Annotated in this window: 22 protein-coding genes; 4 read left to right on the top strand and 18 right to left on the bottom strand. The window is 59.9% G+C overall.

What is annotated here, in order from left to right:
* Positions 1 to 178: 178 nt before the first annotated feature.
* A complete protein-coding gene (locus tag P3T25_RS02745; RefSeq protein WP_154562012.1) occupies positions 179 to 982 on the top strand; it encodes a class II aldolase/adducin family protein in 804 nt (267 codons plus the stop codon).
* A gap of 26 nt (positions 983 to 1,008) precedes the next feature.
* Here P3T25_RS02745 and P3T25_RS02750 read toward each other — a convergent pair whose 3' ends face one another.
* The 4 genes from P3T25_RS02750 to P3T25_RS02765 all read right to left on the bottom strand — a co-directional run bounded on the left by P3T25_RS02750 (position 1,009) and on the right by P3T25_RS02765 (position 6,637).
* Positions 1,009 to 2,001, bottom strand: a complete 993-nt coding sequence (locus P3T25_RS02750) for a LysR substrate-binding domain-containing protein (protein WP_266257611.1) — start codon at positions 1,999 to 2,001, stop codon at positions 1,009 to 1,011.
* A 38-nt stretch (positions 2,002 to 2,039) separates the two neighbouring features.
* Positions 2,040 to 3,374 (bottom strand): MFS transporter, encoded by a 1,335-nt coding sequence (locus P3T25_RS02755; protein ID WP_429357397.1) that lies wholly within the window; start codon positions 3,372 to 3,374, stop codon positions 2,040 to 2,042.
* A 158-nt stretch (positions 3,375 to 3,532) separates the two neighbouring features.
* Positions 3,533 to 5,110 (bottom strand): MFS transporter, encoded by a 1,578-nt coding sequence (locus tag P3T25_RS02760; RefSeq protein WP_429357398.1) that lies wholly within the window; start codon positions 5,108 to 5,110, stop codon positions 3,533 to 3,535.
* A 114-nt stretch (positions 5,111 to 5,224) separates the two neighbouring features.
* Positions 5,225 to 6,637: an MFS transporter gene (locus tag P3T25_RS02765; protein WP_429357399.1), complete on the bottom strand. Its 1,413-nt coding sequence runs from the start codon at positions 6,635 to 6,637 to the stop codon at positions 5,225 to 5,227.
* Between the two features lie 230 nt (positions 6,638 to 6,867).
* On the opposite strand from P3T25_RS02765, the gene P3T25_RS02770 reads away from it, so the two are divergent.
* A complete protein-coding gene (locus tag P3T25_RS02770; protein WP_429357400.1) occupies positions 6,868 to 7,620 on the top strand; it encodes a TetR/AcrR family transcriptional regulator in 753 nt (250 codons plus the stop codon).
* A 191-nt stretch (positions 7,621 to 7,811) separates the two neighbouring features.
* On the opposite strand, the gene P3T25_RS02775 is transcribed toward P3T25_RS02770, so the two are convergent.
* Together P3T25_RS02775 and P3T25_RS02780 are read right to left on the bottom strand one after the other, a co-directional pair.
* Positions 7,812 to 8,966 carry a porin gene (locus P3T25_RS02775; protein WP_154562022.1) on the bottom strand — a complete coding sequence of 385 codons (1,155 nt, stop codon included), beginning with the start codon at positions 8,964 to 8,966 and terminating at the stop codon, positions 7,812 to 7,814.
* Positions 8,967 to 9,068: 102 nt separating this feature from the next.
* Positions 9,069 to 10,133, bottom strand: a complete 1,065-nt coding sequence (locus tag P3T25_RS02780) for a LysR family transcriptional regulator (protein ID WP_429357401.1) — start codon at positions 10,131 to 10,133, stop codon at positions 9,069 to 9,071.
* Between the two features lie 271 nt (positions 10,134 to 10,404).
* Here P3T25_RS02780 and P3T25_RS02785 point away from each other — a divergent pair, with 271 nt between their 5' ends.
* Positions 10,405 to 11,430 carry a YncE family protein gene (locus P3T25_RS02785; RefSeq protein ID WP_154567988.1) on the top strand — a complete coding sequence of 342 codons (1,026 nt, stop codon included), beginning with the start codon at positions 10,405 to 10,407 and terminating at the stop codon, positions 11,428 to 11,430.
* Between the two features lie 67 nt (positions 11,431 to 11,497).
* On the opposite strand, the gene P3T25_RS02790 is transcribed toward P3T25_RS02785, so the two are convergent.
* From P3T25_RS02790 to P3T25_RS02810, 5 genes are all read right to left on the bottom strand, one after another.
* Complete coding sequence (locus tag P3T25_RS02790; RefSeq protein ID WP_171926020.1) at positions 11,498 to 11,815, bottom strand: energy transducer TonB; 318 nt, start codon at positions 11,813 to 11,815, stop codon at positions 11,498 to 11,500.
* A gap of 417 nt (positions 11,816 to 12,232) precedes the next feature.
* Complete coding sequence (locus P3T25_RS02795; protein WP_168435882.1) at positions 12,233 to 12,643, bottom strand: ExbD/TolR family protein; 411 nt, start codon at positions 12,641 to 12,643, stop codon at positions 12,233 to 12,235.
* Positions 12,644 to 12,674: 31 nt separating this feature from the next.
* Positions 12,675 to 13,286: a MotA/TolQ/ExbB proton channel family protein gene (locus tag P3T25_RS02800; RefSeq protein WP_154564923.1), complete on the bottom strand. Its 612-nt coding sequence runs from the start codon at positions 13,284 to 13,286 to the stop codon at positions 12,675 to 12,677.
* Between the two features lie 105 nt (positions 13,287 to 13,391).
* On the bottom strand, positions 13,392 to 14,438 hold the full coding sequence (locus P3T25_RS02805) for a YncE family protein (protein WP_266257621.1): 1,047 nt from the start codon (positions 14,436 to 14,438) through the stop codon (positions 13,392 to 13,394).
* Between the two features lie 53 nt (positions 14,439 to 14,491).
* The gene (locus tag P3T25_RS02810; RefSeq protein WP_429357402.1) at positions 14,492 to 17,257 is read right to left on the bottom strand and encodes a TonB-dependent receptor; all 2,766 of its coding nucleotides are present in this window, start codon (positions 17,255 to 17,257) and stop codon (positions 14,492 to 14,494) included.
* A gap of 749 nt (positions 17,258 to 18,006) precedes the next feature.
* Between P3T25_RS02810 and P3T25_RS02815 the strand changes: the two genes are divergently transcribed.
* Positions 18,007 to 19,647, top strand: a complete 1,641-nt coding sequence (locus P3T25_RS02815; RefSeq protein ID WP_429357533.1) for a phospholipase C — start codon at positions 18,007 to 18,009, stop codon at positions 19,645 to 19,647.
* 31 nt (positions 19,648 to 19,678) lie between these two features.
* On the opposite strand, the gene P3T25_RS02820 is transcribed toward P3T25_RS02815, so the two are convergent.
* The 7 genes from P3T25_RS02820 to P3T25_RS02850 all read right to left on the bottom strand — a co-directional run bounded on the left by P3T25_RS02820 (position 19,679) and on the right by P3T25_RS02850 (position 25,180).
* Positions 19,679 to 20,680: a GlxA family transcriptional regulator gene (locus P3T25_RS02820; protein WP_154564929.1), complete on the bottom strand. Its 1,002-nt coding sequence runs from the start codon at positions 20,678 to 20,680 to the stop codon at positions 19,679 to 19,681.
* Positions 20,681 to 20,735: 55 nt separating this feature from the next.
* The gene (locus tag P3T25_RS02825) at positions 20,736 to 21,791 is read right to left on the bottom strand and encodes a HoxN/HupN/NixA family nickel/cobalt transporter (RefSeq protein ID WP_266257623.1); all 1,056 of its coding nucleotides are present in this window, start codon (positions 21,789 to 21,791) and stop codon (positions 20,736 to 20,738) included.
* Between the two features lie 76 nt (positions 21,792 to 21,867).
* Entirely contained in the window at positions 21,868 to 22,215 is a 348-nt protein-coding gene (locus tag P3T25_RS02830; RefSeq protein ID WP_266257624.1) for a nitrile hydratase accessory protein, read from the bottom strand.
* 2 nt (positions 22,216 to 22,217) lie between these two features.
* A complete protein-coding gene (gene nthA, locus P3T25_RS02835) occupies positions 22,218 to 22,859 on the bottom strand; it encodes a nitrile hydratase subunit alpha (RefSeq protein WP_429357403.1) in 642 nt (213 codons plus the stop codon).
* 33 nt (positions 22,860 to 22,892) lie between these two features.
* Positions 22,893 to 23,636, bottom strand: a complete 744-nt coding sequence (gene nthB, locus P3T25_RS02840) for a nitrile hydratase subunit beta (RefSeq protein ID WP_429357404.1) — start codon at positions 23,634 to 23,636, stop codon at positions 22,893 to 22,895.
* Positions 23,637 to 23,661: 25 nt separating this feature from the next.
* Positions 23,662 to 24,165, bottom strand: a complete 504-nt coding sequence (locus P3T25_RS02845; protein ID WP_429357405.1) for a DUF1097 domain-containing protein — start codon at positions 24,163 to 24,165, stop codon at positions 23,662 to 23,664.
* A gap of 25 nt (positions 24,166 to 24,190) precedes the next feature.
* Positions 24,191 to 25,180 carry a CobW family GTP-binding protein gene (locus P3T25_RS02850; RefSeq protein WP_429357406.1) on the bottom strand — a complete coding sequence of 330 codons (990 nt, stop codon included), beginning with the start codon at positions 25,178 to 25,180 and terminating at the stop codon, positions 24,191 to 24,193.
* Positions 25,181 to 26,298: the final 1,118 nt, after the last annotated feature.

The raw sequence follows: 26,298 nt of genomic DNA on the forward strand, positions 1-26,298 counted from the left end.
TACGTACGCCTGTTTCAAGCTTCGGCTTCGGACGCGTCCTTGCATATCTGGATGCCACGGTCGAATTACCAGGCCGCGCGTTGTGAGCGCAAGAAGCGATCTTGTGACAAATCGTCGATGGACTGTCTCCTCTGTGCAGACGAAAATCAAGACTCCGACCAGCACGAAGGAGTATGTCATGGGCCATGCGGAAGTCCGCGAGTTGCAGATTCCGAAACCAATCGGCGGACGCTTGCCGGAGCCGCCGGTATTCGCCAGCTTCGACGATGAACGGCAACATCGCAAGCTCAAACTCGCGGCGGCATTTCGCATCTTTGCGCGATTCGGGCTGGCCGAAGGCATAGCCGGGCATATCACGGTCCGCGACCCGGAGTTTCACGACCGGTTTTGGGTCAATCCGTACGCGCAGCATTTTTCGTCAATCCATCCCGACGATCTCGTTTGCATCGACGAGGAGGCCAACGTTTATCATGGTACCGGACCCGTCAACGCCGCTGCTGCGGCGATTCACTGCGGTATCCACGGCGCGAATCCCGATGTCGTTGCAGCAGCCCATACACATACGCCTTCCGGCCGGGCATTTTCAGCGCGCGCACGGCTCCTTGCTCCGCTCAATCAGGAAGCCTGTCTCTTCTATGACGATCACGTGCTTTTTCGCGGCGACGTAGTCGTACTCGCCACCGAAGAGGGGCGCCGAATCGCGGAGACGATGGGCACAAAGCGCGCCGCCGTTCTGCTCAATCATGGCCTGCTGACCGTCGGTTCATCGGTCGACGCCGCGGCGTACCGCTTCATCGCAATGGAGCGTTGCTGCCAGGTGCAGTTGCTGGCCGAGGCGGCAGGTCCCATTGAGCCGTTATCGGACGAGGACGCGCGGGCAACGCGCGCGCAACTGGGGTCCGACTACGTCGCATGGCTCAACTTCCAGGGGCTCTACCAGCAACTCCTGCGCGACAGCCCTGATCTGCGCGAACTCGCGTGAACACGGACGTCCTCGTTCGGACGTTCTCAGTTTGGCGCAAGCGTTGCTTCGAAGGCTGCCGTGCGGTCGCGTTGGCAGCCTTCACGATAGTCGCGCACGGCCGCGCATAGCCATTGATCGAAGCGTTTAAGCGGCTCCCAGTCACGTTTCTGCTCGGGAAACGAGTAGTAGACAGTCTCCGGATTCGGGATCGAATGACGATGCACCTGGACGAGTGCACCGCTGCGCAACTCCCGTTCAATCAGGATACGCGGAAGCAAGGCCACGCCCAGTCCGGAAATCGCGGCGTTGATTGCCATGATGAACATGTCGTAGTGCTGGTTCGCCGCACTATGTTCGGTGACCTGCGTGGACGCGCTTTCGGACCATGCAAGCCACGCGCGCGGAAGATCGCGTGTGTGAATCCACGGCAGCGCGCCGATCCTTTCGCTACTCAAGCTTTCGCGCCCGCCGATCAACCCGGGCGCACAGACAGCCAGAATCCTGTCGTCGCTCACGAGCGGCTGTCCTGGCATCGCGGGCCAGAGGCTCTGTCCGAAATAGATCGCGGCATCGAAGCTTGAATTGTCGAAGAACGTCGGCTGGTCGCGTCCCATGATGTGAAGTTGCAGGTCCGGGTTGAGCTCGTAGAAGTCATGCAGACGCGGAATCAGCCATTGAGACGCGAACGTCACGCCGACGGCCAACTGGATCTTCACTTCGCTTTGCTGGCGCATCAGCTCGAGCGTATCGCGGCGAATCTGGTCGAGATGGACGCGAATTCGCCGCGCGTACTCTGCGCCCGCCGCGGACAATACCAGGCGCTGGCGTACCCGCTCGAACAGGGGGATGCCCAGATGAGCCTCGAGCTCGTTGACCTTTTTGCAGACAGCACCATGCGTTTGCGACAGTTCGACCGCAGCTTTCGAAAAACTTTCATGTCGCGCGGCGGCTTCAAAAGCTTGCAGCGCACTGAGACTAGGGACACCGCGGCGCATCGAGAATCCTTGCTGGCGAAAAGAAATGGGCAATGGATTCATCGATAATAGTCCTTGGCACGGCGAGGCGCTGGCCACGCTTATTCACTGGCAAGCTGTGGCTGGCCAATTTTTCGCCAGCGGGTTTCGAGCAGCGTGACCGTGATCGAGGCGAGCACCATCGTCGCGGCAATGCCGACAAATGCGAGGACAAACGTGCCGGTCGTATCCTTCACCCAACCGATAAAATAGGGCAGCAAGAATCCTGACGATACCCCGATGCTCGTGATCAGCGCGATGCCGGCTGCTGCGGCGCGATCGGTGAGGATGCGGCTAGGCAACTGCCAGAAGGTCGTGATGCTGCAGAAGCAGGCCGCGGAGCCGATCGATAGGGCGATGATCGACTGGTAGGGAGACTTCAGCAGCAGGGCCACCGAGAGCGCAGCCGCGCACACCAGCAGGGGGCCTGCCACATGCCGGGCACCGACTTGATGGCGGCTAACCACACGGCCCCAGATCAGCGTCGCGACAACGGCAACGCCGAATGGAATCGCCGTGATCAGCCCGATATCCATGAGGCTGTACTTCACCCCAAAAGTGCTTTCAAACGTTTTGATGACTTGCGGCAGAAAATAGAGCAAGCCGATGATGCCGGCGTTGGTGCCGAAGTAGACGACACCGAGCGCCCAGACTTTCGGATTTCCGAGCGCCTTCCAGGCGCTGGACGGCGAGGTGGCGGCCGCCGCCTGGGCCCGTTCGGCAGCCAGCGCCGCAGCGATTTCACTCTTTTCCGCAGCGGAAAGCCAGCGGGAGCGGGACGGGTCTTCCGTCAGCCAGAAATAGGCGATGCCGGCCAGGACGATTGCAGGCATCCCCTCCAGCAGAATCATTGCGCGCCAGCCGGTGATGCCGAACACGTTCGCATGCGTCATCAGCCAGGTGGACACCGGTGCCCCGAGCACGCCGGTCAGCGGGATTGCCGTCACGAACAGAGACATCATCCATACGCGATTGCGCGCCGGCATCCACAGCGTGAGGTAATACACCATGCCCGGAAACAGCCCGGCTTCGAACGCGCCAAGAAAGAAGCGGGCGATATAGAGCCAGCGGGAGTCGGGGACGAAGCTCGTCAGCGAGGAGAGCAGACCCCAACTCAGCAGAATGCGCGTCATCCACAGCCGCGCGCCAAACCGATGCATGCACAGATTGCTCGGCACTTCGAACAGAATATAGCCGAGAAAAAACAGGCTTGCGGCGAAACCGAACTGCGCCGTCGTCATGTGGAGTTCGGCGTTCATGGTCAGCGCCGCATAGCCAATGTTCGCGCGGTCAAGCTGGTTCGCGATGTACATCACAATCATCAGCGGCGCGAGCCGCCAGGCGATCCGTTTCATCAACCGATCGGAAATCGCAGGTGTGCGCGGCCCGAGATCCATGGCTTCCTCCAGATTTACGCGTTACGGAATGCTCATCGAGGATGATTAGGCGCCCTGACCGAGGGTACGACAATGCACGAAAAATATTGACTTTGTGAGGAAACGTCACAGATCGAGGCGGGCGCATGACAGATCACCCATTCGCTCCGGACGTGTACTCAGTCAACCGCCCCTTCGCCGCCCAAAAGCGTGCGGCCGGTATCGGTCGGGCTGGCAGTGGCTGGCGTGCGGCCGAGAAACCCAAGCACGACGAGCGCGGAGGCCAGTGTGATTGCCACGAGAATGTGGAGCAGGATGCGGAATGCGCCATCGTATGCCTGCGCGAGAATGGGCTGCCCCAGCGCGGGCAGAAGAGCGACGGCATGGGGCAGATCGCCGGTTGCCACGCGCTGGGCGGCTTGCGCGGCGGCATCGCGCGAAACGGGCGGGAACGCTGCGAGTGTATCGGATAGCCTTAGACGTGTGAGGACCGCCAATATCGCACCGGCGATTGCGAGCGTCATGCCCTCTCCCGCGACACGCGTCGTGCTGAAGATGCCGGTTGCCATGCCCGCGCGTTCCTTTGGAACGACGCTGACTGACAAGCCATCCATCAGACCCCACGGCAGGCCGGCGCCGACTCCGATGATGAACAGCGGAAGCGTCAGGGCACCGGATGGCGCGTCAGGCGCGATGCCACCGAACCAAAGCATACCGACCGCCGCTATGACGAGGCCGGCCGCTGAAATGACACCGGCCGACATCCATCGCGTGAGAAATGCAGCCGTGATAGGCACAAAGAGCATCGGCGCCGATAGCGAAAGCATCATCAAGCCGGCGTCGATCGCAGAATGTCCTTCAATGCCGATAAATCGCGTGGGCAAGACTAGAAGCAGCGTAACGTAACAAAATGCCGTCGCTAGCGGGAGCGCCTGCACACCTACGAAGCGCGGATAGCGAAACAGCGACAGGTCGAGCATTGGCCGGGAAGCACGCTTTTCGCTCCAGACGAACGCGATGAACATCGCCACGGCGCCTGAGAACAGTCCAATGATAAGAGGGCTGCTCCAGCCGCTTTCCGGCCCTTGCAACAGCCCGAATGTGAAGAGTGTCAGCGCGGCGGTGAAGCTGGCGGCGCCAGGCCAATCGAGACCCGTGGCATTGGGGTCGTACGATTCTCTTAGCTTCGGAACGCCGAGTGCAAATCCGGTCAAGCCGATTGCGGCATCCGCGAGGAAGAACGAACGCCAACCGAACGTCTCCGTGAGAAACCCGGCGAGTAGTGGGCCAAGCGCCAAGCCGATGCCGAAGGTGGTGCCGAGCATGCTGAACGCGCGGGCGCGCCCATGTCCGTCGAACTCCTGTGCGAGCGCTGCCGACGCGCCGGCCAGGACCAACGCGGCGGCAATGCCCTGTAGCGCGCGCTGAAAATCGACCCACAACAGAGTCGGCGCCGCGGCGATCCCAAGTGATGTCAACGCGAAGAGCACCACGCCTATGGCGAATACACGCTTTCGTCCGAACAGATCGGCAAGCGCTCCAGAGGCCATCAGACTGCTGCCGAAGCTCAGCATAAAGGCATTGAGAATCCAGTTGACCGCCACTGGGCTGCCTCCCAGGGCGGTGCCGATGGCCGGCGCGGACACGGCCGCACCGCCGAAATTCAGCGGCAGCACGAGCACGGCGATGCAAATGCCCACGAGGATCAGCATCTGTTGCGAGGCGCTACGGGGGACTGCTACGTCTGCTACTGGCATAACACTAACCGAGGCGGACGGGGTAACGCTTTTTTCCTGCACGGACGATCTCTCTGTTCAACTTCCACGGTTATGCCCATCAGGACGTGCGGATTCACCCGGTTTAATTCCGCGCTATCGCGGTGCGGTCCGCGTATGGCCGCTCACCTCCCGGCCTGCATCCGGTTCTATGCCGATAAAGTAGAGGACCGAGAACAGCACCAGCGCAGACACTAGCAGGAAGGCGATCCGGAAATCGGCCAGTGACAGCTGTGCGTGATTTCCATGAACCAGGACCGCAACATGCAGCGCGATAGCACCAAATGCGATGCCCAGACCGATGGTCATCTGCTGGACCATGCTAAAGAATGTGCTCGCTGAACTCATTCGCGGCGGCGGGACGTCCGCAAACGCGAGCGTGTTGATGCTTGTGAACTGCATCGACCGGCACAGGCCGCCGGCCAGCAGCACCAGCATGATCAGCGCGCGCGGCGTTTCCGGCGAGAGCAGGCCGCACAAAGCGATTGTGGCCGCGGTAAGCACCCCGTTGACGATCATTACCTTGCGAAAGCCAAAGCGTTTGAGGATTGGCGTGGTGACGGTCTTCATGCCCAGATTGCCGGCCGCGTACGCGAGCACCAGCAAACCCGCAGCGAATGCATTCAACCCGAAGCCCAACTGGAACAGCAGGGGTAACAGGAAGGGTGAGACGCTAACCGAAACGACATATAACGAACCGCCGTCGAGGGTCACGCGGAACGTCGGAATTCGCCAGGGCGAAAGATCGATCAGGGGATGTTCGGCGCGTCCGAAATGCCGTATGGCCAGGACTGCAGCGACAAAGCCGCAGATCAGCGCGGCGGTCGTGATGCGCCAATCGCTATCCAGTTGCCCGATCAGGACCATGCCGTACATCAGGCACGTTAGCGCGATACCGCTCAGCACGAACCCCGACACATCGAAGGGGCGGCGGGTGGGTTCGCGGTAGTTCGGAATGAATAGGGCGGTGAGCACCAGACCCAGCAAACCGATGGGTATGTTTAGCAGGAAGATCCAGCGCCAGTTGAAATAGGTCGAGATAAAACCGCCCAAGGCTGGACCTAACACCGGTGCGGCGAGGCCGGGCCACGTGATATAGGCAATCGAGCGCATCAGGTGACGCTTCTCGGTGCTGCGTAGCACGGCGAGGCGGCCTACCGGCACCATCATCGCGCCGCCGATTCCCTGCAGGATCCGCGAAAGGGTGAATTCGACGAGGCCGTTACTCAGCCCGCAAAGTATCGAGGCGCCGGTGAACACGATGATCGCGCCACCGAAAACCGACCGTTGCCCAAAGCGGTCTGCCACCCACCCGCTGATTGGAATGAAGACCGCGAGCGCCAGCAGATAGGCAGTCATGCCGATACTCAGGCTCACGGACGTGACGCCGAACGTGGCCGCCATGTGGGGCAGGGCGGTTGCGATCACCGTCGCATCCAGATTCTCCATGAAATAGGCACTGGCGACGATCAGCGCGATGATGACTGGCTGGCGGCTTGACAAAGACATGAGCGGAACACGGAATCCGGGTTGTGCGACAGGCCCTCGAACGCTTCAGATTGAGGCGTTTGCAGTCGGCGGCAATCAAAATGGGGTTCGCTTCGCGGTAGCCTGAGATAATGAATGGCTGGGTCCGGATGCCTGAAGAGACTCTTCCTCGTACCCGGACGATATACTCTACCAAACCATAAGTCGTCATGTGAAGACTTATTTTTAAAGACGATGGACACAGGAGCGTTATGAAGGCCAAACCCAGGGATATTGCAGAGCCGGCCAGCAAGACCGTAGCGGGTCGCGCGCCGATCAAGCGGCCGATGAAGAAAGCACCGCAGCGTCTGCCACGTGCCGAGCGTCAGGCGCGCGTGCTGGAGAAGGCCGCGGAATATTTCGCCGAGCACGGCCTGACCGCGCAAACTCGTGCGATTGCCGAGGCTTGTGGGGTGTCGCAACGTTTGCTGTACAGCCTGTTCCCTAGCAAGGCTGCGTTGATCGACGAAGTTTACAAGCGCGAAATTGTGGGAACCTTCAAGGCGATGTGGTTTGTGCAACTGAAAGACCGCAGTGTGCCCCTTGAAAGCAGGCTCAATACTTTTTATCGCGAGTACTATGACACCCTGCTGACGCGGCAGTGGCTTCGCCTGTTCCTCTACTCTTCGCTTGAAGATCTGCAAATGGCGCCGACGTACACGAATGCCGTCGTGACGCATGCGCTTGAGATCATTGTCACTGAGACGGCGCACGAATTGGGACGCGGCGTACCGGCCGATCCGGCTCATCTGACCGAGGTGGGTTGGTTGCTGCACGGCGCGGTATCCCACCTTGCGATTCGCCGCCGTATTTATTCGAACGACAACACCACGCCCAGCGACGCGGTGATTGCGATGCACGTGCGCGCCTTCCTCACGAGTGCGCCAGCGCTGCTTCCGGCGCTGGCTCCTGAGCCTGACGCGCTGGCGGCCTCGCCAAGCGATGGGCACATCACGCGGAAGTAGGCGATCGACCCGCTTTTCACCTTGGTCGAACTTGCGTCGCGCCAATCTTATGGCGACCGAACCGGCGGTAGCGATCAGGCGGCCCATTTCGGCCGTGCAGAGCAGAATCGGCGTCGAACTGATCCCGCGAAGCAATGCGTGGCGCAAGGCCATCGGGCAAACACTGCCCGATGACCGCAAAGCGCAAGCGCTTAGAACGCGTGCCGGATACCGACGCGCGCGAGGACCTGATTCGCGCTCGACGACGGTGCATCCGCGCCCGTTATAAACGCGGTATTCAACGGGGCCGACACCGTGCCGCCACCCGATGCGTGCTGGTACAAGCCCTGCACATAGACGTCGGTGCGCACTGACAGGTTGTAGTCCGCCATCAAGCCGAACTGCTGGTATTTCGGCTTTGAATTGCCTGCATTGCTGTTGAAATGGGCAATCGTGTAGTTGTACATCGCGCCGACATACGCGGCCTTCGTCAATTGATACTTGGCGTTGAGTTCGAAGTTGTCGAATTTCAGGCTGCTTGCGGTGTTCGCGAAGTTGCCGACGTAGACCGAGCCGGTCGCGTCGTTCAGGCTCGTATGGCTATACACGAAGCCGAGCATCGTCGGTCCGATCGTGTAGTTAATGCCCGCGCCCCAGACTTGTTGACGGCCCGCAAAAAAGTCGGTGTCGTCGGTTGCGAGCGAACCGCCTGTCGTGCCGCCCGGATTGTTGATCTGCATATAAGCCGCGGCCACCGTCACATTGCTGCCCACGTACTGCGCGCCGAGGCTGTAAGACCGATTGTTCGCGAAGCCACCTGCCTGGTTGCTGAAGCCGTACAGACCGCCGAACGTAAAGCCACCGTACGTATTGCTCGTGTACTTCACGCTGTTGTTCAAACGGAAGGAGTTGTCGGTGTTGTCGTTATCGTACGGATGCGACATCAGATAGCCCGCCCAGTTGCCGTTTGCCGTGAGCGGCGCGAGGAAGTCGACGACGGAGTCATATTGCCGGCCCATCGTCAGCGTGCCGAATTGCGCCGAGCTCAGGCCGACGTAGGCCTGACGCCCGAACATCCGGCCTCCCTGCCCGAGCTTGCCTGAGTTGACGTCGAATCCGTTTTCCAACTGGAAGATAGCCTTGTTTCCACCGCCCAGATCCTCCGAGCCCTTCAGGCCCCAGCGGCTGCCTTGCGCAAAACCGCTTTCCATCTGTATGTTCGAATGGCCGCCGGTATTGTTGGTGTAATTCAGGCCCTCGTCGATCAGACCGTAAAGCGTCACGCTGCTTTGCGCCATCGCGCTGATAGGGGCAAACGTACAGCCGAGCGCGGTATTGGCAACCGCGGCAATCAGGAGTTTTTTCATCAATGCGGATCCTTGTGGGTAAGAACGCCGCGTCGGTGCATCGCCCGCGCTTTTCGCGCGGCGTCCAGGTGCAGCCGACGTCAGGTGTTCGCACTTTAGGACCTACAAAATCTCGCCCCACAGCAATTCAGTATTGCTCGATTGGTGTTGTGCGGAGCCTACGCGTACGTCGCTTCGGGTCTTGCTTTCGAGCGGTTTCAGACGATAGCGCTCCACGACGAAATCGACGAAACTGCGCAAGGCAACCGCCATGTGCGGCTGCCCGAAATACAGCAGCCACACAGTGCGTTCGTCGCCGCATAGCGTCACGTCGCCGAGCAACGCACGCAAGCTGCCGTTGGCCAGTTCGTTCTGCACGAACGAACGTGATAAGCGCGCGATTCCGAGTCCCGCCTGCACCGCACGCTTGACGACCTGAGGACTTTGTATGTTCAGGATCGGCCGCACGACGACGCGTTGTGTGCCGTGGGCGTCGCGAAACTCCCAGTAGCGGCTCGGCGCATCCGACGCGACGAGCACGTCGTGCGAGGCCAGTTCACCCGGCGTACTTGGCGCCGGGCGACGAGCCAGATAGTCTGGGCTTGCAACAATCACGTCGCGTGTTTGCTCGAGCGGTCGGCACACCAGCGACGAATCACGCAGGTGACGCTCCGCACTGAAGCAGACATCGAACTCGCTGGCCGAGACGTCGCTCATATTGTCGAACACTGTCAGGTCGAAACTCATGCGGGGTTCCTGGGCACGGTAAGCGGCAAGCACGTCCGGTAGATCCGTAGTCGCGTACAGCGACGACGCCGCGATCCGCAGCGAACCGGTCGGCTGTTCCACCGCGGAGGCAATACATTCGTCCATGTCATCGAGCTGCCTGAGTAACTCGATGCAGCGCTCCCAATACAGTTGGCCTGTCACCGTCAACGATACGCGCCGCGTAGTCCGGTTGACTAGCCGAACGCCTAAGTGTTCCTCGAGCGTCGCGACACTGCGCGTGACAACCGAATTGGAAATACCCAATTGCTTGGCGGCTTCGGCGAAATTCAGGTACTCCGCGACTTTGGCGAAGATGCGTATCGACGCCAACTGGTTCATCGTGTTCCCTGGCGCATGCCGGATGACAAGCTTCGGACGCAATACGGCGGTGTGAGTGGGCGAGAAACCATGGGTGGGCACTCCATCTGCTAGACGTCGAACTCCTCGTGAGGCTGGAATCGCGTGGGTACGCGCGCGCCTAATCGCGGGAGGTTAGTTCTCAGCATAACGGCCACTTCGTTACCCAAAGCCGTCCTGCAGATTACAGGATTGTCATTTTCCTGGTTAAGACTTAGCTAAGGAACAAAAGGCGGACCAATATTTCAAGTTGGTAATCCATTCGTTATCGTGTGGTTGGGATCTATGCGGTAGCGTGTCATTTTGAATTCCGCTCCCTGCCTACCCGACAAAAATGATGCCGATCACCGCCCGTCTACTTGCCCTTGCATGCCTCAGCTTTGCGTCGATATCCTTTGCAGCAAGACCGTCGGCCAGCCCCCTGGCGGTTCTTTCGACCACGCCGCTACCAGACGTCACCGGCGGCGACTTCGACCACTTTGCAGTCGATCTGGCTCATTCCCGTCTGTACGTGTCAGCCGAGAAGTACGGGTCCATCGAGGTTTTCGGATTGCCGGACGGCCAACACCTTGCAAGTGTAAAGACGGTCGCGAGGGCTCCGCACAAGATAGTATTGGCGAACGACGGTAAGGAACTGCTTATAGCGGATGCGGGCGATGCGAACGTCAAGGTTGTCGACACGAAAACCTTCAAGGTCAAGAAAGTCGTTCCGCTCGAGCCGCAGCCGGATTCCGGCATCGCGGATCGACCGGGCGGCATTTTCTACGTCGGCAACGGAGGTGTGCAATCGCATAAGGGCAACGCCTACATCAGCTTGATTTCGCTTGCCCACGATTCCGTCGTCGGGAGAATCGATGTTCCTGCGGGACAACTGAAGGCGATGGTCATCGACCGTTCCACCCACCGCCTGTTCGTGAACATGCGCGAAAAAAACGAAATCGGTGTTATCGATCTGAATACCCGCAAATTGGCGAGTATCTGGCATGTTCCCGGTCCAAGCCTCAATTCGGCCATGGCATTCGATCCGAAAACGAGGCGGCTGTTCATCGGGTCACGTAACCCCGGCAAGCTGTTCGTCATGGACGCGAGTAACGGCTCGGTCATACAGTCTCTCGATATCGTAGACATTTCGGACGACATGACGTTCGACGCGCTGCATCATCGCCTCTACGTGACTGGCGCCGGCGGCCTCGATGTCGTTAAACAGGTCGATTCGAACCATTACGCCATTGAGCAGCATATCGACACTCTCGGTGGCAAGACCTCGATCTATATTCCGTCGCTACAGAGGTTGTACGTCGTTCACACGAAGGGCCCCCAGGCATCGGAGGCCGGACTCCAGGTGCTCAGCGTCCGCTGACACGGGCGACTTCGACCACGTTAGTGTCGCCGTCGAAGTTGATGTTCCAGGCGCAGGACGCGATTTTCTAGTCTGTCTGGGTGAAATCAAAGGACTGTTCGACGACAACCTGATCGTCGCCGTCGACCTTGCATTGGTACTGAGTCATCGCACGCCGTACCGACGCATCAAAAACCCCCGGGGGTGTCGACTTGACGATGTCGACACGGACGACCTTGCCGCCTTTGATCGTGGCGCGCGCCGTTACTGCGCCGACAATTCCCTCAGCGAGCGCCCGCGGCGGCATCTCCGGCTTGGCCTCTACGGGGCAAACGATTGCAATGTCGGCCGGCTCCGCGGGAGCCGCCGTCGTGTTGCCGGACGCCGCGGCTGTGGGGCCGGGCATGCTTGGCGCAGCCTGCGTATTGGAGGGCGCGTCCTGCGTTGCGACCGCGACCGGTGCGACGGTTGGCGAAGCAACGTGCCGTTGTGCTGGCGCGGCCGGTCGTGCAATGGGTCTGGGCGCCGGCGCCTCCGATTGCTGCCTCACGATCTTCTTGATGACTGGCGGCGGTGGGGGGGGCGGAGGGGGTGTAACGGCTTTTACGAACCGCATTTGCATAACGGGCGTCGCGGGTGCTGGCGTAGGCGTCGGCACCCGCATCGACATCACGGCCGCTACTAGCGCGCCCTCGATCGCAAGCGCAGCGACAATCGCGATCGACATTGCGTTGCGGGCTCGTGGCCGTGACGTCTCGGTCGGCCACAGCGCGCCACGGGGTTTTCCGGGGATACTCATGTTCATTCTGATTGACTCCGGAGGCTAGTCCACATCGGTCGCGAGCGCGACTGAACTGATCCCCGCAGAGCGCACCAGATCCATGGTTTTGATGATCGTTTCATATTCGACCCCCTTGTCGCCTGCGATCGTGACATTGACCTGCTTCGTGGCCTCCATGTCCTTGAGGCGTGCTGTCAGTTGCGGCGCAGAGATGTCATTACGGTCGAGGTGCAATTCACCGTCCTTTTCCACGCCCACGGTCACGGCGACCGTGTCGAGCCGCGCTGCCGTGGACGATTGCGGCAATTCCAGTTTGAGGCCAGTGCCCTGGATCATCTTGAGCATGACCAGCATGAAGAAGACCAGCAGGAACATCATGATGTCGATCATCGGAATGATCTCGATCCGCGGTTTTTCGTCATTGCCAAAGTAGTGAGCCCGATGGTTTCTCACGGTGTTCTCCGGTATGTGGGGTGGTCGCGGTTCACGCGGCGAGCCGCGAGACGAGCATGGACTTGATGAGATCCATTTGCAGAAGAACCATCCGTACCCGCTTGTTCAGGTAGTTCAGCGCCACGACGCCCACTAGAGCAATCGTCAGGCCGCAGGCAGTGGCGATCAGTGCGTGGGCAATGCCGCCGGACACAGCCATCGGGTCGCTGGTTCCCGACGCGCCCAGAATGTTGAACGAACCGATCATGCCGATGATGGTGCCCAGCAGGCCCAGCAACGGCCCAAGCGTCACAGCGGTATCCAGCACCCACAGATTGCGGTCGAGCTTTCTCATCTGGAACATGATGCTTTCTTCGACTTCGCGCTCGAAGTGTTCGGCCGGTTGGCCCTGCAATTCGATTGCGGACTTCATCAGTTCGCTTTGTACCGATCCCTGGTAATGGTGAATCAGTTTCTGGACGTCGTCGGCCCTTGCCCGGCCGACCTGCTTGAGGTCGTATTCCAGGCTGCTGCCTTTGCGCACGGAGGTGCTAAAGAAGATCAGCCGTTCGATGATGATGGCGAGCGCGGCCAGAAAGATCAGTGCCATCAAAGGCAACAAGCCGAATGACTGAGCCGATGAATCGATAATGCTGCGAAGCATGGTGCTACCCTCTACGTTGTGTCTTGAATGTGTCACCTTCCGACGTTACCGGCGGTATCGCCGTTGCGATGCCGCCGGTGGCGCGGTTGAGGCAGTGGCTATACGTTAGTTGCCGACGCTCTGCGGCTTGCGTTGTGCGACCAGTACGTTGAACGTGTCGGCTACGACGCTCGCATGCGGATGCGGATTGTCGGCCGTCGCAGCGGGGGGCGAACCGAATTTCGAAGACACCAGGAATACGCGGTGAGTGTCGTTGTCGAGCGCCATCGACTTCGCGCCCACTTGTGTCGGCACGTTCTGCAGCACGGTGTAGTGATCCGCGTCGTCTTCATGCACCACGGTCAGCGTTCCATCCGCGCCGTTCGAACTGAACGCGGTTTTGAGCACCGGGTCGAAGGCGGCGGCATCTGGATGGCCGCCGATCGGCAACTGGGCCACCTGATGCCCCGAGCGAGCATCGATCACCATCATCCGGTTGTTCGCGCAGACGGTGAATAGCCGTTCGGCCTTCGTATCGATTGCGAGTCCGGACGGCCCTTCGCAAGGCGCGATCGACCAATGAGCGAGCACCTTGTTCGCTTTGCCGTCCATTGCCACGATCTCGCCCTTGTCTTCGACGTTGACGAAGATTCGACCGTCGTTGTCGGCCACGAGCGATTCAGGCTTACCGCCGACAGGCATCGTCGCGACGACCTTGCGAGTGGCGGGGTCGATGGCGCTGACACTGTTGTCGTGGCCATTGCTGACATAGAGGCGCTTCAGGTTGAGCGCATACATGATGCCGTCAGGGTCCGGGCCACCCGCTTTGATCGTGTCGACGGTTCGCAACGTGTCGAGATCGACCACCGTAATGGTGTCGGCACGGCCGTTGGTGATGAAGCCGAGCTTCTGGTTCTGGACAAACGCGAAGCCATGCACGCCATCGGTGTTTTCGATCTCGCCGACCAGCCTGCCCGTGTCGGTATCAACGACCTGGACATGGCTGGCGCGGCTGATAAACAGGTGATGGCGAACCGGGTCATACCCAACGTAGTCCCAGCCGTCTGTGCCACCCAGCGTATAGTGCTTCGCGACTTCGAACTGCGCGTGCTCGGCGACCGGTGCTGCCTGCAGCGCGCCGCACAACAACGTCGACGAAAGACCGACTGCCATTGCAGATTGCACAAATGTTTTGAGTTTCATTATTTTCAACCGTGTTAAGAAAGTTATTCGTTGATCGTCACGCCGACCATCACGGTCGGGCCGTAGAACTCGCGCTGGATTGGACGGTCCGGCGAGCCCTCGTAGAACTTCAACGGCGTGTTCAGGATGTTGCGCACGTCGAGATAGATGCCCACATCCTTTCTGATCTGGTAGCTGCCGCCGAAGTCGAGCGAGAAGCGCGATGCGGTGTAGACGTCGGTTGCAGCAGAACTGCCCACTGCCCACAGGCTCTTGCCCACATAGGAGGCCGACAGGCGCATGTCCAACGGACCACGCTCGTAGAACACGCTGGCGTTATACGAATTGCGCGGACCAGATGGCAGCGTGTGGTCTTCACCCGGGCGAATGTCCAGGTGTGAATTGGTCCATGTCCAGTTCGCGTCCGCGCCCAGGCCGCTCAGGAACCCCGGCAACTGCGTGAAGTGCTGCTCATAGTTGGCGGTGATGCCTCGTACACGTGCCGACGAGACATTGGCAAAGCTTACGAGCTTGATGGGGCCCGAATACCCCTGGAGATAAGGCGAGCTGAAGACGGTGGATGTCTCGCCCACGACGTAGTCGGACATTGACTTGTCGAACGCGCCCAGCGAAATGATTCCGCCATGCGGCAAATACTTCTCGAACTGAATATCGAAGTTCTGTGAAGTGGTCGGCTTCAGGTTCGGGTTGCCGGTGGTCACAGTTCCCGTCCCCGGATCGGCCATGACCGACGCACTGCTCTGGGCAAAGCCCGGACGCGCGATCGTGCTCGAATAGATCGCTCGACCCACCAGCGTCGGCGTGAAATCGTAGCGCAACTGCAGGGACGGAAACAGGTTGAAGTAGTTGTTCGACGTCTGGTTTGGCGTGACGGAGCTGCCGTTGATCAGATTGCCGCTGAACGCATCCTGCGTCCATTCGCCGCGCAGACCCGCCAGCACCCCCAGACGGCCCCAGCCGAACTGATACTGGCCATACATGCTATAGATGTTCTCGTTGATGGCCGAGAACGCGGCGGCGTCCTTCAACGGGTTACCCGTTACGTTGCCGTTGGCCGCAGCGGCGCCATAAATGCCGCTCATGACGCCATCGCTGATGGACGGCCCAATGTTGTACATGCCGTTGTAGAAAACGTTCGGCGCGCCGAACACCGCCTGCGACAGCGGGATTCCCGCGGCCGGCGAGTACGTGTAGTTGCTCTGCGCGCTGGCGAAGGTCATTCGGCGCAGGCCAGCGCCGAACTTGAACTGTTCGTCATCGGCACTCGTGAAGTGAGTCGGCAGCGTGTAGTTGACGTTGGCCGACCACTCATCGGTCTTGACGTACTGCGACGAGTTGACGATCTGGCCCAGCGTGTAGCCGGCGGGATTAGCCGGGTTCGGACCTGACACGATCGATTGCGTCGCGAAGTCAGAGCCGGGGTAATACGTCACCGTGGCCGGGGCGCCGTTGTTGAACGTCGAATTCAGGTCGTACGGTTTGTCGTAGGTTCCACTGGTGAAGCCGGCGCGATAGTCGATCTTGCCGGGCCCGATCCTGTTTTCACCGCCCAGCGCAAAAAGTTGCGTTCGCAGCGTCTCCTTCTCGTCGCGCAACCCCTTCGCATAGGTCGCCGTATCCGTGAGCGTGCCGTCCGCATTCTGGACCGGATTGCCAGTGAAGTTGGTCTGGAGATCTTGCCGGTTCACGTTCTCCGTATAGCCAAAATTGTAATAGCGGAAATACCACTTGTTGTCGGCGTTAGGCTGAAAGTCCAGTTCGCCGCCGTAGCCAAGGCGCTTGCGATGATAGTTGTAGTAACGCGGGTCGGTTTGCGCGTAGGCTTTGTTCGGTACGCCGGGCGCATCGACATAGGCGTTTTCTTCGTCGTCGACGCCGCGGTGGTCCTGGTTGTAGGCAAAGGTACCGATGAAGGTGAACGGCGCGTCGGAATATGACGTGATGCCCGAACCGAGACCGGCAATACCGTGCGCGCCGAAGCGCGCACCCGCTGTCATCTCGACATCCGAAACTGTGCTCCCGCGCAGCGTTTCGACACCTGAACCGAGCTTGGCATCCAGGAACGGCTTGCCCGAAGGGGGCAACGTGCGAGGCGAAATGTCGATCGTGCCGCCGAGCGCATCGGCATCCTGTTCGGGCTTGTTGGTGTTGGTCACGAGGATCTGCCCGATCATGCCGGCCGGAATCGTATCGAGCGCGACAGCACGCCCCCCGTTCTGGGCCGAAGCCGGGTTGGTCGGCGGCAGGTGGATGCCGCCGAACGTGGTGCTGTTCAGGTTGGTGTCGAGGCCGCGGATATTGACATAGCGACCTTCGCCGGAGTCCGTCTCGAGCGACACGCCCGGAATACGCGCAGCGGCTTCAGCGGCGCTCACGTCGGGGGCCTTGCGGATGTCGTCGGCGGTCCGGATGGTCACCATGTTCGGAGCGCTCTGCTGAGTCGCACGTGCGACGACGTTCGCGGTGCGCTGCGACGCGACGGTCACGTGGTCGAGCGAGGCAACGGGTGCGTCCACGATAACGTCGTCGTTTGCGGTGTCGTCCGCGCGCGCCATCACAGTCCGTTCGACCGCGGATGAACGACTGGGCGTGACGACCAGTGTGTATCTGCCCACCGGAAGCCCGGTGAAACGAAAGGCGCCGTCAGCCGAGGTGGTGGTACTTGTCCCCGTCTCGCGAATCTGAACTCGAGCGCCGGCAAGCGGACGCTTGTTCGCGCTTGTCAACACGTGACCCTGCAAAGTCGCCATGTCCGCTGCATGTGCGACGGTCATAATTGTGCTACTCATCAATCCGACCAACAACCCTGCCATATGCCTGTGCGGCATGTTGATTCTCCATCAATCGTTGCAAACATCCCGACTGGTTGCCCACGTCTGTAGTGTCGGGACTGTGAAAAGTTCGGCACCTTCTCGAAAATTGCGCCGTGTAAACAACTAGATAGGATGACTAAAAATGATTCAAGCCGCCTAACTAGCGCAGGTATTCATCGACGTTGATCGGATCGACATCATGAATCGCATGTCCGACGCGCTCACCTTCGCCGAGGGAGACGTTTTACGGAACTACTGTGACGCTAGCGTGTCATCGTTGGTAATGAAGTAGGAAGTGTAGTCGTCATGTGACGACACTATTTTTAGCCGCTGCACGCTCTGTTTTTGAGCATGATAGGCCTGTAAAATGGCGAATCGGTGTCGTGTCGATGTTGCTTCAACATGATGTGAGCGTAATGATGTACGATAAATATCTTCACTTGACGATCATTGATTGAGCCGGCGGATGGTAGCCGGGGAGGCGGCAAAAGCTTAGACACCACCGTGTTCTCATCGCGCATATGCTTGCGAGAGGAGGGTGCGGATATGCATTTGTAGTGTGGGTCACATGTCATCTCAGTCACGCGGAGATGACGGCTCCGATGGAAGATGACGAACTCGTAATCGTCGCTTAACAGTTACGACACCGGTGCAGGCGAGAATGGGCGTGTTCCGTTCGCAAAGCGATGCATTGGGAAACACTTCAATAGGTAGACATAGACATGATGTTGGTTCGTCGGCAATTTCCCTTGGCAACTGCACTAGCGCTTTGCCTGTCTGTCTCGCTCGGAGCGTATGGTGATGAAGCCGACGTCACGTCGAGCGTCGCAACTGCCTCGGTACCACGGCCCCAGGATGGAGTGCAGACGGCTACCCCGATCAAACATCTTGTCGTGATATTTGGCGAGAACGTTTCGTTCGATCACTACTTTGGAACATACCCGAATGCGCTGAACCCGGCAGGTGAGCCGACCTTCAGCACATTGCCCAATACGCGACGGATCAACGGGCTACTGGACGGGCTACTCAGGTCCAATCCGAATTCGACGAACGCCGCCAACGGCTCCGGCGCTGCAGATCCATTCCGTCTCGATCGCTCGCAGGCGCTTACGGCGTCACAAGATCACGCCTACAAGCCGGAGCAATTGGCATTCGATAGTGGCGCGATGGACCTGTTTCCGAAATACACCGGCCGCACCTCGGCAACAGGCGGCTCGAGTGCCTTGTACACAAAGGGGCTCGTGATGGGGTATTACGACGGCAACACCGTTACCGCGCTGTGGAACTATGCGCAACACTTCGCGCTAAACGACAACTCGTTCGACACGACGTTTGGCCCATCCACGCCTGGTGCGCTGAACCTGATCTCCGGGCAGACGAATGGGGCGACGGTGGCACCCGCGAATACGACCAATCGGAACATCGTTAGCGACGGCGCCGGCGGCCTGACAGTCGTCGGTGACCTCGATCCGACGGGCGACGTCTGTTCCAAGGGCACGACAATCGGTATGCAGGGGAAGAATGTCGGCGACCTGCTGAACGCGAAGAATATCTCGTGGGGCTGGTTTGAAGGTGGCTTCGACCTCGGCGCGAGGAATGCGAACGGAACGACCGGCTGTGCGCGCAGCTCATATTCGCCGGTGGTGAAGGGCTATAAGGTCGACTACGTGCCGCATCATCAACCGTTCCAGTATTACGCGTCGACCGCTAATCCGAAGCACGAGCGTCCTGCGTCCGTTGCGGCAATCGGCACCAGCAGTGACGGTGGCGCAAACCATCAATATGACATCGACGACTTCTACGCGGCGGTGAGCGCGGGGAATTTTCCTGCCGTCAATTTTCTTAAGGCGCCGGCGTACCAGGATGCGCACGCGGGCAATTCGGACCCCCTCGATGAGCAGGCGTTCGTGACGAAGGTAATCAACTTTCTCCAGCAACAGGACGACTGGAAGAGCACGGCGGTCGTGCTCGCCTACGACGATTCGGACGGCTGGTATGACCACGTATCTCACGTCGTCAACGGATCGACAAGCACGCAGGACGCGCTCAACGGTCCGAATACTTGCGGCCGAGGCACACCGCTCGATGGGCTAACAGGTGTACCGGTGCAGGGCCGCTGCGGGTATGGTCCCCGTCTCCCGCTGCTTGTGGTCTCGCCGTACGCGAAGGCAAACTACGTCGATCATACGCTGACCGACCAAACTTCTGTTCTTCGCTTCATCGAAGACAACTGGCTGAACGGCGCGCGCGTTGGGCAAGGTTCATTCGATGTCATGGCCGGCACAATCAATAACATGTTCGACTTCGGCTCGGCTGAGAACTCCAAGTTGTTTCTTGATGCAGTGACCGGCCAGCCACTGCGCTAGTCGACTGTGTGTGAAATTGAAAGAATCCCGGTTATCGGCCGGATTCGCGGACCGCTTCGTTCACCGGATTGCCGGAGCGAAAGCGCTGCCGGTATTCGACGGGACTGATCTGAAGCCGGCGGCTAAACGTGCGCCGAAGTGTATCCGCGCTCTCAAAGCCGCAACGCTTCGCGATTTCGCCGATCGGGTGGCGGGTGCTTTCGAGGTAGCGGCGCGCGGCGTCGATGCGCGCGTCGTTCAGGAATGCGATGAGACTGACGCCGCATTCCTTGGTGAAGATACGGGACAGATTGCGCGGACTCATTTTGAGCCGACGCGCAAGCGACGTGGTCGTATGATTCAGATGAAGATTGTCGAGCAGGTACTGCTGAATCGACTGGATCTGGGAATCGCTGGCGGCCTGGGTTTCCAGCAACGGGCTGAACTGCGACTGGCCGCCTGCGCGGCGCACGTACACGATCAGATACTTCGCGACGTCGAGCGCCATTTTCCTGCCGAAGTCCTCTTCGATCATGACCAGCGCGAGATCGATGCCAGCGGTCACGCCTGCGGTCGTGTAGAGGCGGTCGTCTTTTACATAGATCTGGTCGGGTTCGATCTTCGCCTTCGGAAACATCGAGGAAAGACGCGTGGCGTCCATCCAGTGTGTCGTGACCGTCCGGTTATCGATCATGCCGGCGGCGCCGAAAGCAAAAACGCCGTTGCAGATAGCGGCGATCCGCCTGGTACTCTTGTGCTGCTTCGCGAGCCATTCGCTGAGCGTCGAGTCTTCGAGTACTTCGAATACGCCGAGGCCGCCGGGCACGATCACCGTGTCGAAATGCGGACACGGATCGAAGATGGTCCGGTCCGGCATGACCGTCAGCCCGCTGGAAGACAGCACGCTGCCTCGCGTCGTTCCGATCGTCAGCATTTCGTATTCGCACGCCCCCTGACTGAGGATGCGGACCTCCGCAAAGGCGTCTTTGGGGCCCGCGATATCGAGCAACTGGAATCCGGGGAACAGGACCATTCCGACGGTGATCTTGCGCATAGGTGTCAGTCAAAATGGAGCCGAGGCTGGCGCGACGCATGCCGCATGCGCTCGCTTAGCGGCTCGTTTCGAGTTCGTCGAAGCGCCGGGTTCGGTAAAGCACCATCGACACGAGCCAGCTCGCGGCGAAGATACCAATGATGACGTAGCCCAGCGTGCCGAAGTTGTCGTTCAACGTACCGATAGCATCCCACAGCTTGCCTTCGAGCTTCAAGTGGTCAGAAATCAGGCCCAAGGCCTCGATCGTGCCGACCAGCAGCGCGACCGCGACCGACACCAGCGTGATCGTCATGTTGTAGTAGATCTTACGAATCGGCTTAAGATACGCCCAACCGTAGGCGCCGAGCATCAGGTGACCGTCGAGCGTATCGACCAGCGACATCCCTGCGCTGAAAAGCGCCGGGAACACCATTACCGCCCATGGCGAAATGCCGTGCGAAGCCTGCGACGCGGACATGCCGAGCAGGCTCACCTCGGTCGCGGTATCGAAACCCAGTCCGAACAGAAAGCCAAGCGGGAACATGTGCCAGCTGCGCGCGACGAGCCGAAACATCGGACGAAAGATCCGCGCGAGGAAGCCGCGATCGGCCAGCAGCATGTCGAAGTCGTCGTCGACGCAGGCGCCGCCTGCGCGTACGTGGCGCCATGCCTGGAAGATCGATTTCAGAATCAGCAGGTTCAGGAACGCGATCACGAACAGGAAGACGGTCGATACCGACGTGCTGATCAGTCCGCCCAATTCCTTGTATTGGGCAAAGCGCGTGTTCAGCACGCTTGCGACTGCTGCGACCGCGAGCGAGGCGATGACGATGATGGTCGAGTGACCGAGCGAGAAAAATAACCCCACGGCGACAGGGCGTTTCTTTTCCTGCATGAGCTTACGGGTCACGTTGTCGATCGCGGCAATGTGATCGACATCGACCGCATGGCGCAAGCCCAGTCCATAGGCGATGAACGCGGTGCCGAGCAGGACCGGGTGGCCCCAGAACGAAGCGAACGCCCAGATCCACGCGGCGGCATTAGTCGCCAACAGCAGGCCGTAGATGCCGAAGAGCTTGCGCTGGACCTGCGGATCGGATCCGGTGAGTACATTGGACAGTTGCTTGAGCATGGTAGATATCCTGATGAAACTTCGTTATGCGATATCGCGGGCGTTCTGATCTGAACGCCGGAAGCAAGGGCGCGGCTCAGTTGCTGGACGGACGCAACGCGCGCAGATTCAGCGACGCCATATCTGTGGCCGACAGCACGCCAGCCTGCGCCACGGTCTTTTCGAGGGCGAGCAGAAAGCGCTCGTAGTAATCCCACGGCGGTTGCCCCGCGCAGTATCCGTCTTCCCATTCGGCGATCGACTCGATGAGATTCTGACGGAAGTCTTCCCACTCGAAGTGCCCCGCCTTCGACAGCGAAAGCGCGATCCCGAATACCTGCCGTTCCCATGGCTTGTCGAACAGCAGTTTGCCTTGCATGCGCGGTGGGGAGTCCGGATGTCCAAGCATGCTGGAGGCGGCATATTCCTCGAACCGGGTAAACATGATCAGACCGCCGGCCGCGGCGATGCAGAAGGCGAGGGCACCAGCGCCACACCCATCATCGCTTCGGGTGTGACGAGCGCGGCAAGTTCTGCTTCGCTCATGCCTTCGGTGCCGGCGGGTCGCTCCGGGATGACGAACCAGCGGATTTGCGCGCTGCTGTCCCATACCTTGACTTCCGTATCGTCCGAAACTGGCACGCCGAATTCCTTCAGCACGGCGCGCGGTTCGCGCACGCCGCGTGCGCGAAACACCGGGTCCTTGTACCAGTAGGGCGGCAGACCGAGCACCGGCCAGGGATAGCAGGAGCAGAGCGTGCAGATGATGAGGTTGTGAACGCCGTCGCCGTTGGCGATGGCGGCCATGTGTTCGCCTTCCGCGCCTTCCATGCCGGCCGGGAAGTCCATTTCCGCAATCGCCTTCGGTGTGTCTTCGACAAGGCGTTCCCTGAACGCCGGATCGATCCACGCGCGCGCCACAATTTTCGCGCCATTGAACGGGCCAGCCATCGTTTCGAAATGACTGAGCACGGTATCGACGGAGTCGCTACCCAGCACGCCTTTCTCGATCAGAAGCGCTTCGAGCGCCCGTACCTTGGCCGCGCTGGCGGCCTCGCGCTCGTCGTCGTATTTGAAAAGTTCGCTCATGTTAGTTCCGTACCAGATGATGGGTGTAGAGATTCAGTTCGATGCATCGAGATACGCTTCGTATAGATCGGCGTAGATCGTCGTGTTCGGCTCGCTCTTGTCCTTGCCCCAGATGTCCTCGGCCTCGAATGCAACGCGATAGACGGGCATTGGCTCGCCGATGCCGTCGGGCCCGGTTGAAACGAAGTAGGAGTAGGCACCTGGATAGACGAGGTCGATCACACCGCGCTTGTTGCGCAGGTAGCCCGGCAAACGCGTGTGATCGACGGCGGCCGGATCGGCAATGCATACCCCGGCACCGGGTTCGAAACGCGGTGTCTCCTTCAGTGCGTTCAGCCCCGAATCGCCTTTTGCGAGGTAGTCGTTGATCTGCGAGGCAATTGCCGGATTCGGCTGTGCAGGCAGCGGCGCATCTGGATGGGCGCGGTAATGCGCGGTCTTCTGCGCGAGTTCGTCGGCCGATACATAACCCTGATCGACGAAGAATTGCGTGATCCCCATCAGCCACTTTTCGTAGTACCGGTATTTGAAGTATTCGAACGGCTGCATGCCTTCGGCGCCGGTGCGCAGCGACGCCCAGGTCCACGTATTCCTGAACGTGCTAGGCAGCGTCGCCACCGGGTACTTTGGCCGCGCGTCCGACAGATGCGTGCTTTCCGCCATCATCACCGTATGAATGCCGAAAATGCGCTTCTCCCATGGTTCGACGAAAACCCGTGTCTCGACATTGACGGGTCCGAGGTTTTCGAGCCCGCCAAGGTTGTGCTGTAGTTTCATGGTGTGCGGTTCCTGAAGTGTGAGGTCAGTTGAGTTGAGGCTGAGGCTTGTGGCTCAGTGCTTCGCCGAACGCTTCGGAGACGATGCCGAAGACGGCGCCGGTGACGAGTGCGGCGGCGGCCACCAACGCGGGGTTCTGGATGCCGACCGTGGTGATTGCCTTACCGGTGGCGACCGTGGTGCCGACTGTCGAAGCGAAGCCCCACACGACGGCGGGCAGCACATTGAGTAGCTTCAGTTTCGACACCTGTACCATCGCCGCACTCCCGACACCGACGCAAATCGCTACGGCGAGCGGCGCCGGGCCGGTATTGGCGATCGCCAACAGCGAGAGCGACGCGATGGCCAGCCCGGCGAGGTTCGATGCAACGCTCTGCACGAAGCCGCGCGGGCCGCCGCCGACCACGAAGAACGACGCCCACGCGATAAACGTGACCCACACCGGGACCGGAAACACCGTTGCCGTGATGTAGGTGTCGACGACGGCGAGCACGCCGATACTGACGGTAAGCGCATCAGTCTTCTTCATTGCAGGCTCCTTGAGGTAAGTGCGGCTAGTGGATACAGCTGAGAAACGATTCGCGTAGTTGCGGAAAATCCAGATTGCGGCCGATGAACACGAGCTTGTTCTCGCGCGGCTCGTCCTTCAGCCATGCGCGTCCGGGTTCGGCTTCCAGCAACATATGCACGCTATGGAAATGGAACTGCCGCGCTTCGGCGTGGAAGTTGAGGACCCCTTTCATCCGCATCAGTTGCTGGCCTTGCTGCTGCACGAGTTCATTGATCCAACGGTTAAAGCGTGTCGCATCGAGGTCGCCCTTTTCGACCAGCGCACGCGATTGAATCGACGTGTCGTGTTCATGGTCGTGAGCGCCCTCGTCGAGCAGATCGGGCTCGATCGTGAGCAGCGTGGGGAGCGAGAAGCGACGCATACCCAGCAGAGCGTCCGCGCGGATTTGCGAACGGGTCGACGTGATGATGGCGGCGGTTGGATTCAATGAACGGATTGTTTGTTCGATAGCGATTAGCGCGTCTTTCGTGATCAGGTCGAGCTTGTTGATCAGAATGACGTCGGCGAAGGCAACCTGTTCGCGCGCAATGTCGTCATCGAGTTGTCGGCGCAGATGCAGTGCGTCGACCACGGTGACGACCGATTCGAGATTCACGGCTTCGCGCAGGTCGGGATCGACGAGGAACGTTTGCAGGACCGGTGCCGGATCGGCCAGTCCGGATGTCTCGACGATCAGGCGCTGCATGGGCGCCGCGCCGGTCTGCGGGCGCGCCAGCAGCGCTTTCACACTGCCGACGAGGTCCGCGCGCACCGTGCAGCACACGCAGCCGTTATTGATTTCGACCAGCGTCCGTTCTTCGGCGACGATTAGTTGCCCGTCGATACCGACTTCGCCGAATTCGTTGACGACCACGCCGATTGATCCCGGCGCGCGTTGCTGCAGCAACTGATTGACGAGGGTGGTTTTACCCGCGCCGAGAAACCCGGAGATGATGGTGACGGGAAGCTTGCGCGGTGTGGGTGTGCGATTCATGAGAGAGTCCGTTGCTGATCGAGGCTGGCTCAATAGAGCGAGTACCAGGCCTGTCGCCGTCATCCGTCTGTGCCGGAAATCAGCTTGTCCCGAATGAACTGAAAATGTGGCGGTTTTTGTCCGATAGGGAAAATGAGGACAAAATGGCACGAAGATGCAGCATGAATTCGATGCCAAGCGCTGGTGCAGACGTGGGATTCGATGCGCCGCGACGGTGCGGAATGCTCCGTGAATATGCAGTGCAGTGCGGTGGAGTGGGGGAGTAGGTGAGGAGAGGGCGGCGTTGCGAGGATGGCTCGCGGATTACGAGTGAAGTTATCCCTTTCAGCGATGCCGAATTAAATAGTAATGCAAATCGTGTATCGCAGCGGCACGACCATGAAGCCGATTTTCCAGCTGGCGCGTGGCGCCGATGAGCTGGTTGCGCGGGCGCCAGGCATTCGTCTAACGCGTGATACTACCCAAACTAATGCCATACCTCGTCGCGGGCGGAAACGCCATCGACGACTAAAGCCAGGGAAAGCGCGATTTCTTTCTGCGCGTTGCCGTGGTGCTCGACTCCGCACGAGTGAAGGCGTGCCCGGTGGCGAGTTTGGAGATGAGGGCGGCGAGGAAGTACATGAATGGAAGGTTCCGGTTCAAATATCTGGTCTATGTGAGAAGCGGCCTGTCGGTAAGTCACTTCATCGTGCAGTAAGGAGGGCATCTCAAAACGGCGGGCACCACGGTTTCCGTGAAGCCCAGTTCCACAGAGTCGAATTGTCCTTTGCGGAAGCGGAGCGCTGGTTGACGTGCATGCAGCCGTCCGCAGTCAAAGATGAGGCTCGCTTCGCGACAGCCTGAGACGGACTTGGCTATGCCGGGTGGCTGGCGGCGCTGCTTTTTACGCCGTGACGATATACTCTATCAAAAAAATAAGTCGTCAGGTGAAGATGTATTTGTCAAATGATAGGCACGGGAGAGTCGCGAAGGCCGAGCCGAAGGATGTTGCGGAATCCGGTTGCGGGGCCGGGGAAACTCGGGCCCCGGTCAAGCGGCCGGTGAAAAGGCGCCGCAGCGCTTGCCGCGTGTCGAGTGTCCGGCACGCGTGCTGGCCAAGGCTGCCGAATATTTCGCGG

Origin of the sequence: Paraburkholderia sp. GAS32, assembly GCF_050434225.1 — a bacterium.
Classification (GTDB): domain Bacteria; phylum Pseudomonadota; class Gammaproteobacteria; order Burkholderiales; family Burkholderiaceae; genus Paraburkholderia; species Paraburkholderia madseniana.

Coding starts and splice junctions, on each gene's coding strand:
- P3T25_RS02745 (WP_154562012.1), top strand. CDS start 179: ATGGGCCATGCGGAAGTCCGCGAGTTGCAGATTCCGAAACCAATCGGC.
- P3T25_RS02750 (WP_266257611.1), bottom strand. CDS start 2,001: ATGAATCCATTGCCCATTTCTTTTCGCCAGCAAGGATTCTCGATGCGC.
- P3T25_RS02755 (WP_429357397.1), bottom strand. CDS start 3,374: ATGGATCTCGGGCCGCGCACACCTGCGATTTCCGATCGGTTGATGAAA.
- P3T25_RS02760 (WP_429357398.1), bottom strand. CDS start 5,110: ATGCCAGTAGCAGACGTAGCAGTCCCCCGTAGCGCCTCGCAACAGATG.
- P3T25_RS02765 (WP_429357399.1), bottom strand. CDS start 6,637: ATGTCTTTGTCAAGCCGCCAGCCAGTCATCATCGCGCTGATCGTCGCC.
- P3T25_RS02770 (WP_429357400.1), top strand. CDS start 6,868: ATGAAGGCCAAACCCAGGGATATTGCAGAGCCGGCCAGCAAGACCGTA.
- P3T25_RS02775 (WP_154562022.1), bottom strand. CDS start 8,966: ATGAAAAAACTCCTGATTGCCGCGGTTGCCAATACCGCGCTCGGCTGT.
- P3T25_RS02785 (WP_154567988.1), top strand. CDS start 10,405: ATGATGCCGATCACCGCCCGTCTACTTGCCCTTGCATGCCTCAGCTTT.
- P3T25_RS02790 (WP_171926020.1), bottom strand. CDS start 11,815: ATGCCCGGCCCCACAGCCGCGGCGTCCGGCAACACGACGGCGGCTCCC.
- P3T25_RS02800 (WP_154564923.1), bottom strand. CDS start 13,286: ATGCTTCGCAGCATTATCGATTCATCGGCTCAGTCATTCGGCTTGTTG.
- P3T25_RS02805 (WP_266257621.1), bottom strand. CDS start 14,438: ATGGCAGTCGGTCTTTCGTCGACGTTGTTGTGCGGCGCGCTGCAGGCA.
- P3T25_RS02810 (WP_429357402.1), bottom strand. CDS start 17,257: ATGAGTAGCACAATTATGACCGTCGCACATGCAGCGGACATGGCGACT.
- P3T25_RS02815 (WP_429357533.1), top strand. CDS start 18,007: ATGTTGGTTCGTCGGCAATTTCCCTTGGCAACTGCACTAGCGCTTTGC.
- P3T25_RS02820 (WP_154564929.1), bottom strand. CDS start 20,680: ATGCGCAAGATCACCGTCGGAATGGTCCTGTTCCCCGGATTCCAGTTG.
- P3T25_RS02825 (WP_266257623.1), bottom strand. CDS start 21,791: ATGCTCAAGCAACTGTCCAATGTACTCACCGGATCCGATCCGCAGGTC.
- P3T25_RS02830 (WP_266257624.1), bottom strand. CDS start 22,215: ATGTTTACCCGGTTCGAGGAATATGCCGCCTCCAGCATGCTTGGACAT.
- nthA (WP_429357403.1), bottom strand. CDS start 22,859: ATGAGCGAACTTTTCAAATACGACGACGAGCGCGAGGCCGCCAGCGCG.
- nthB (WP_429357404.1), bottom strand. CDS start 23,636: ATGAAACTACAGCACAACCTTGGCGGGCTCGAAAACCTCGGACCCGTC.
- P3T25_RS02845 (WP_429357405.1), bottom strand. CDS start 24,165: ATGAAGAAGACTGATGCGCTTACCGTCAGTATCGGCGTGCTCGCCGTC.
- P3T25_RS02850 (WP_429357406.1), bottom strand. CDS start 25,180: ATGAATCGCACACCCACACCGCGCAAGCTTCCCGTCACCATCATCTCC.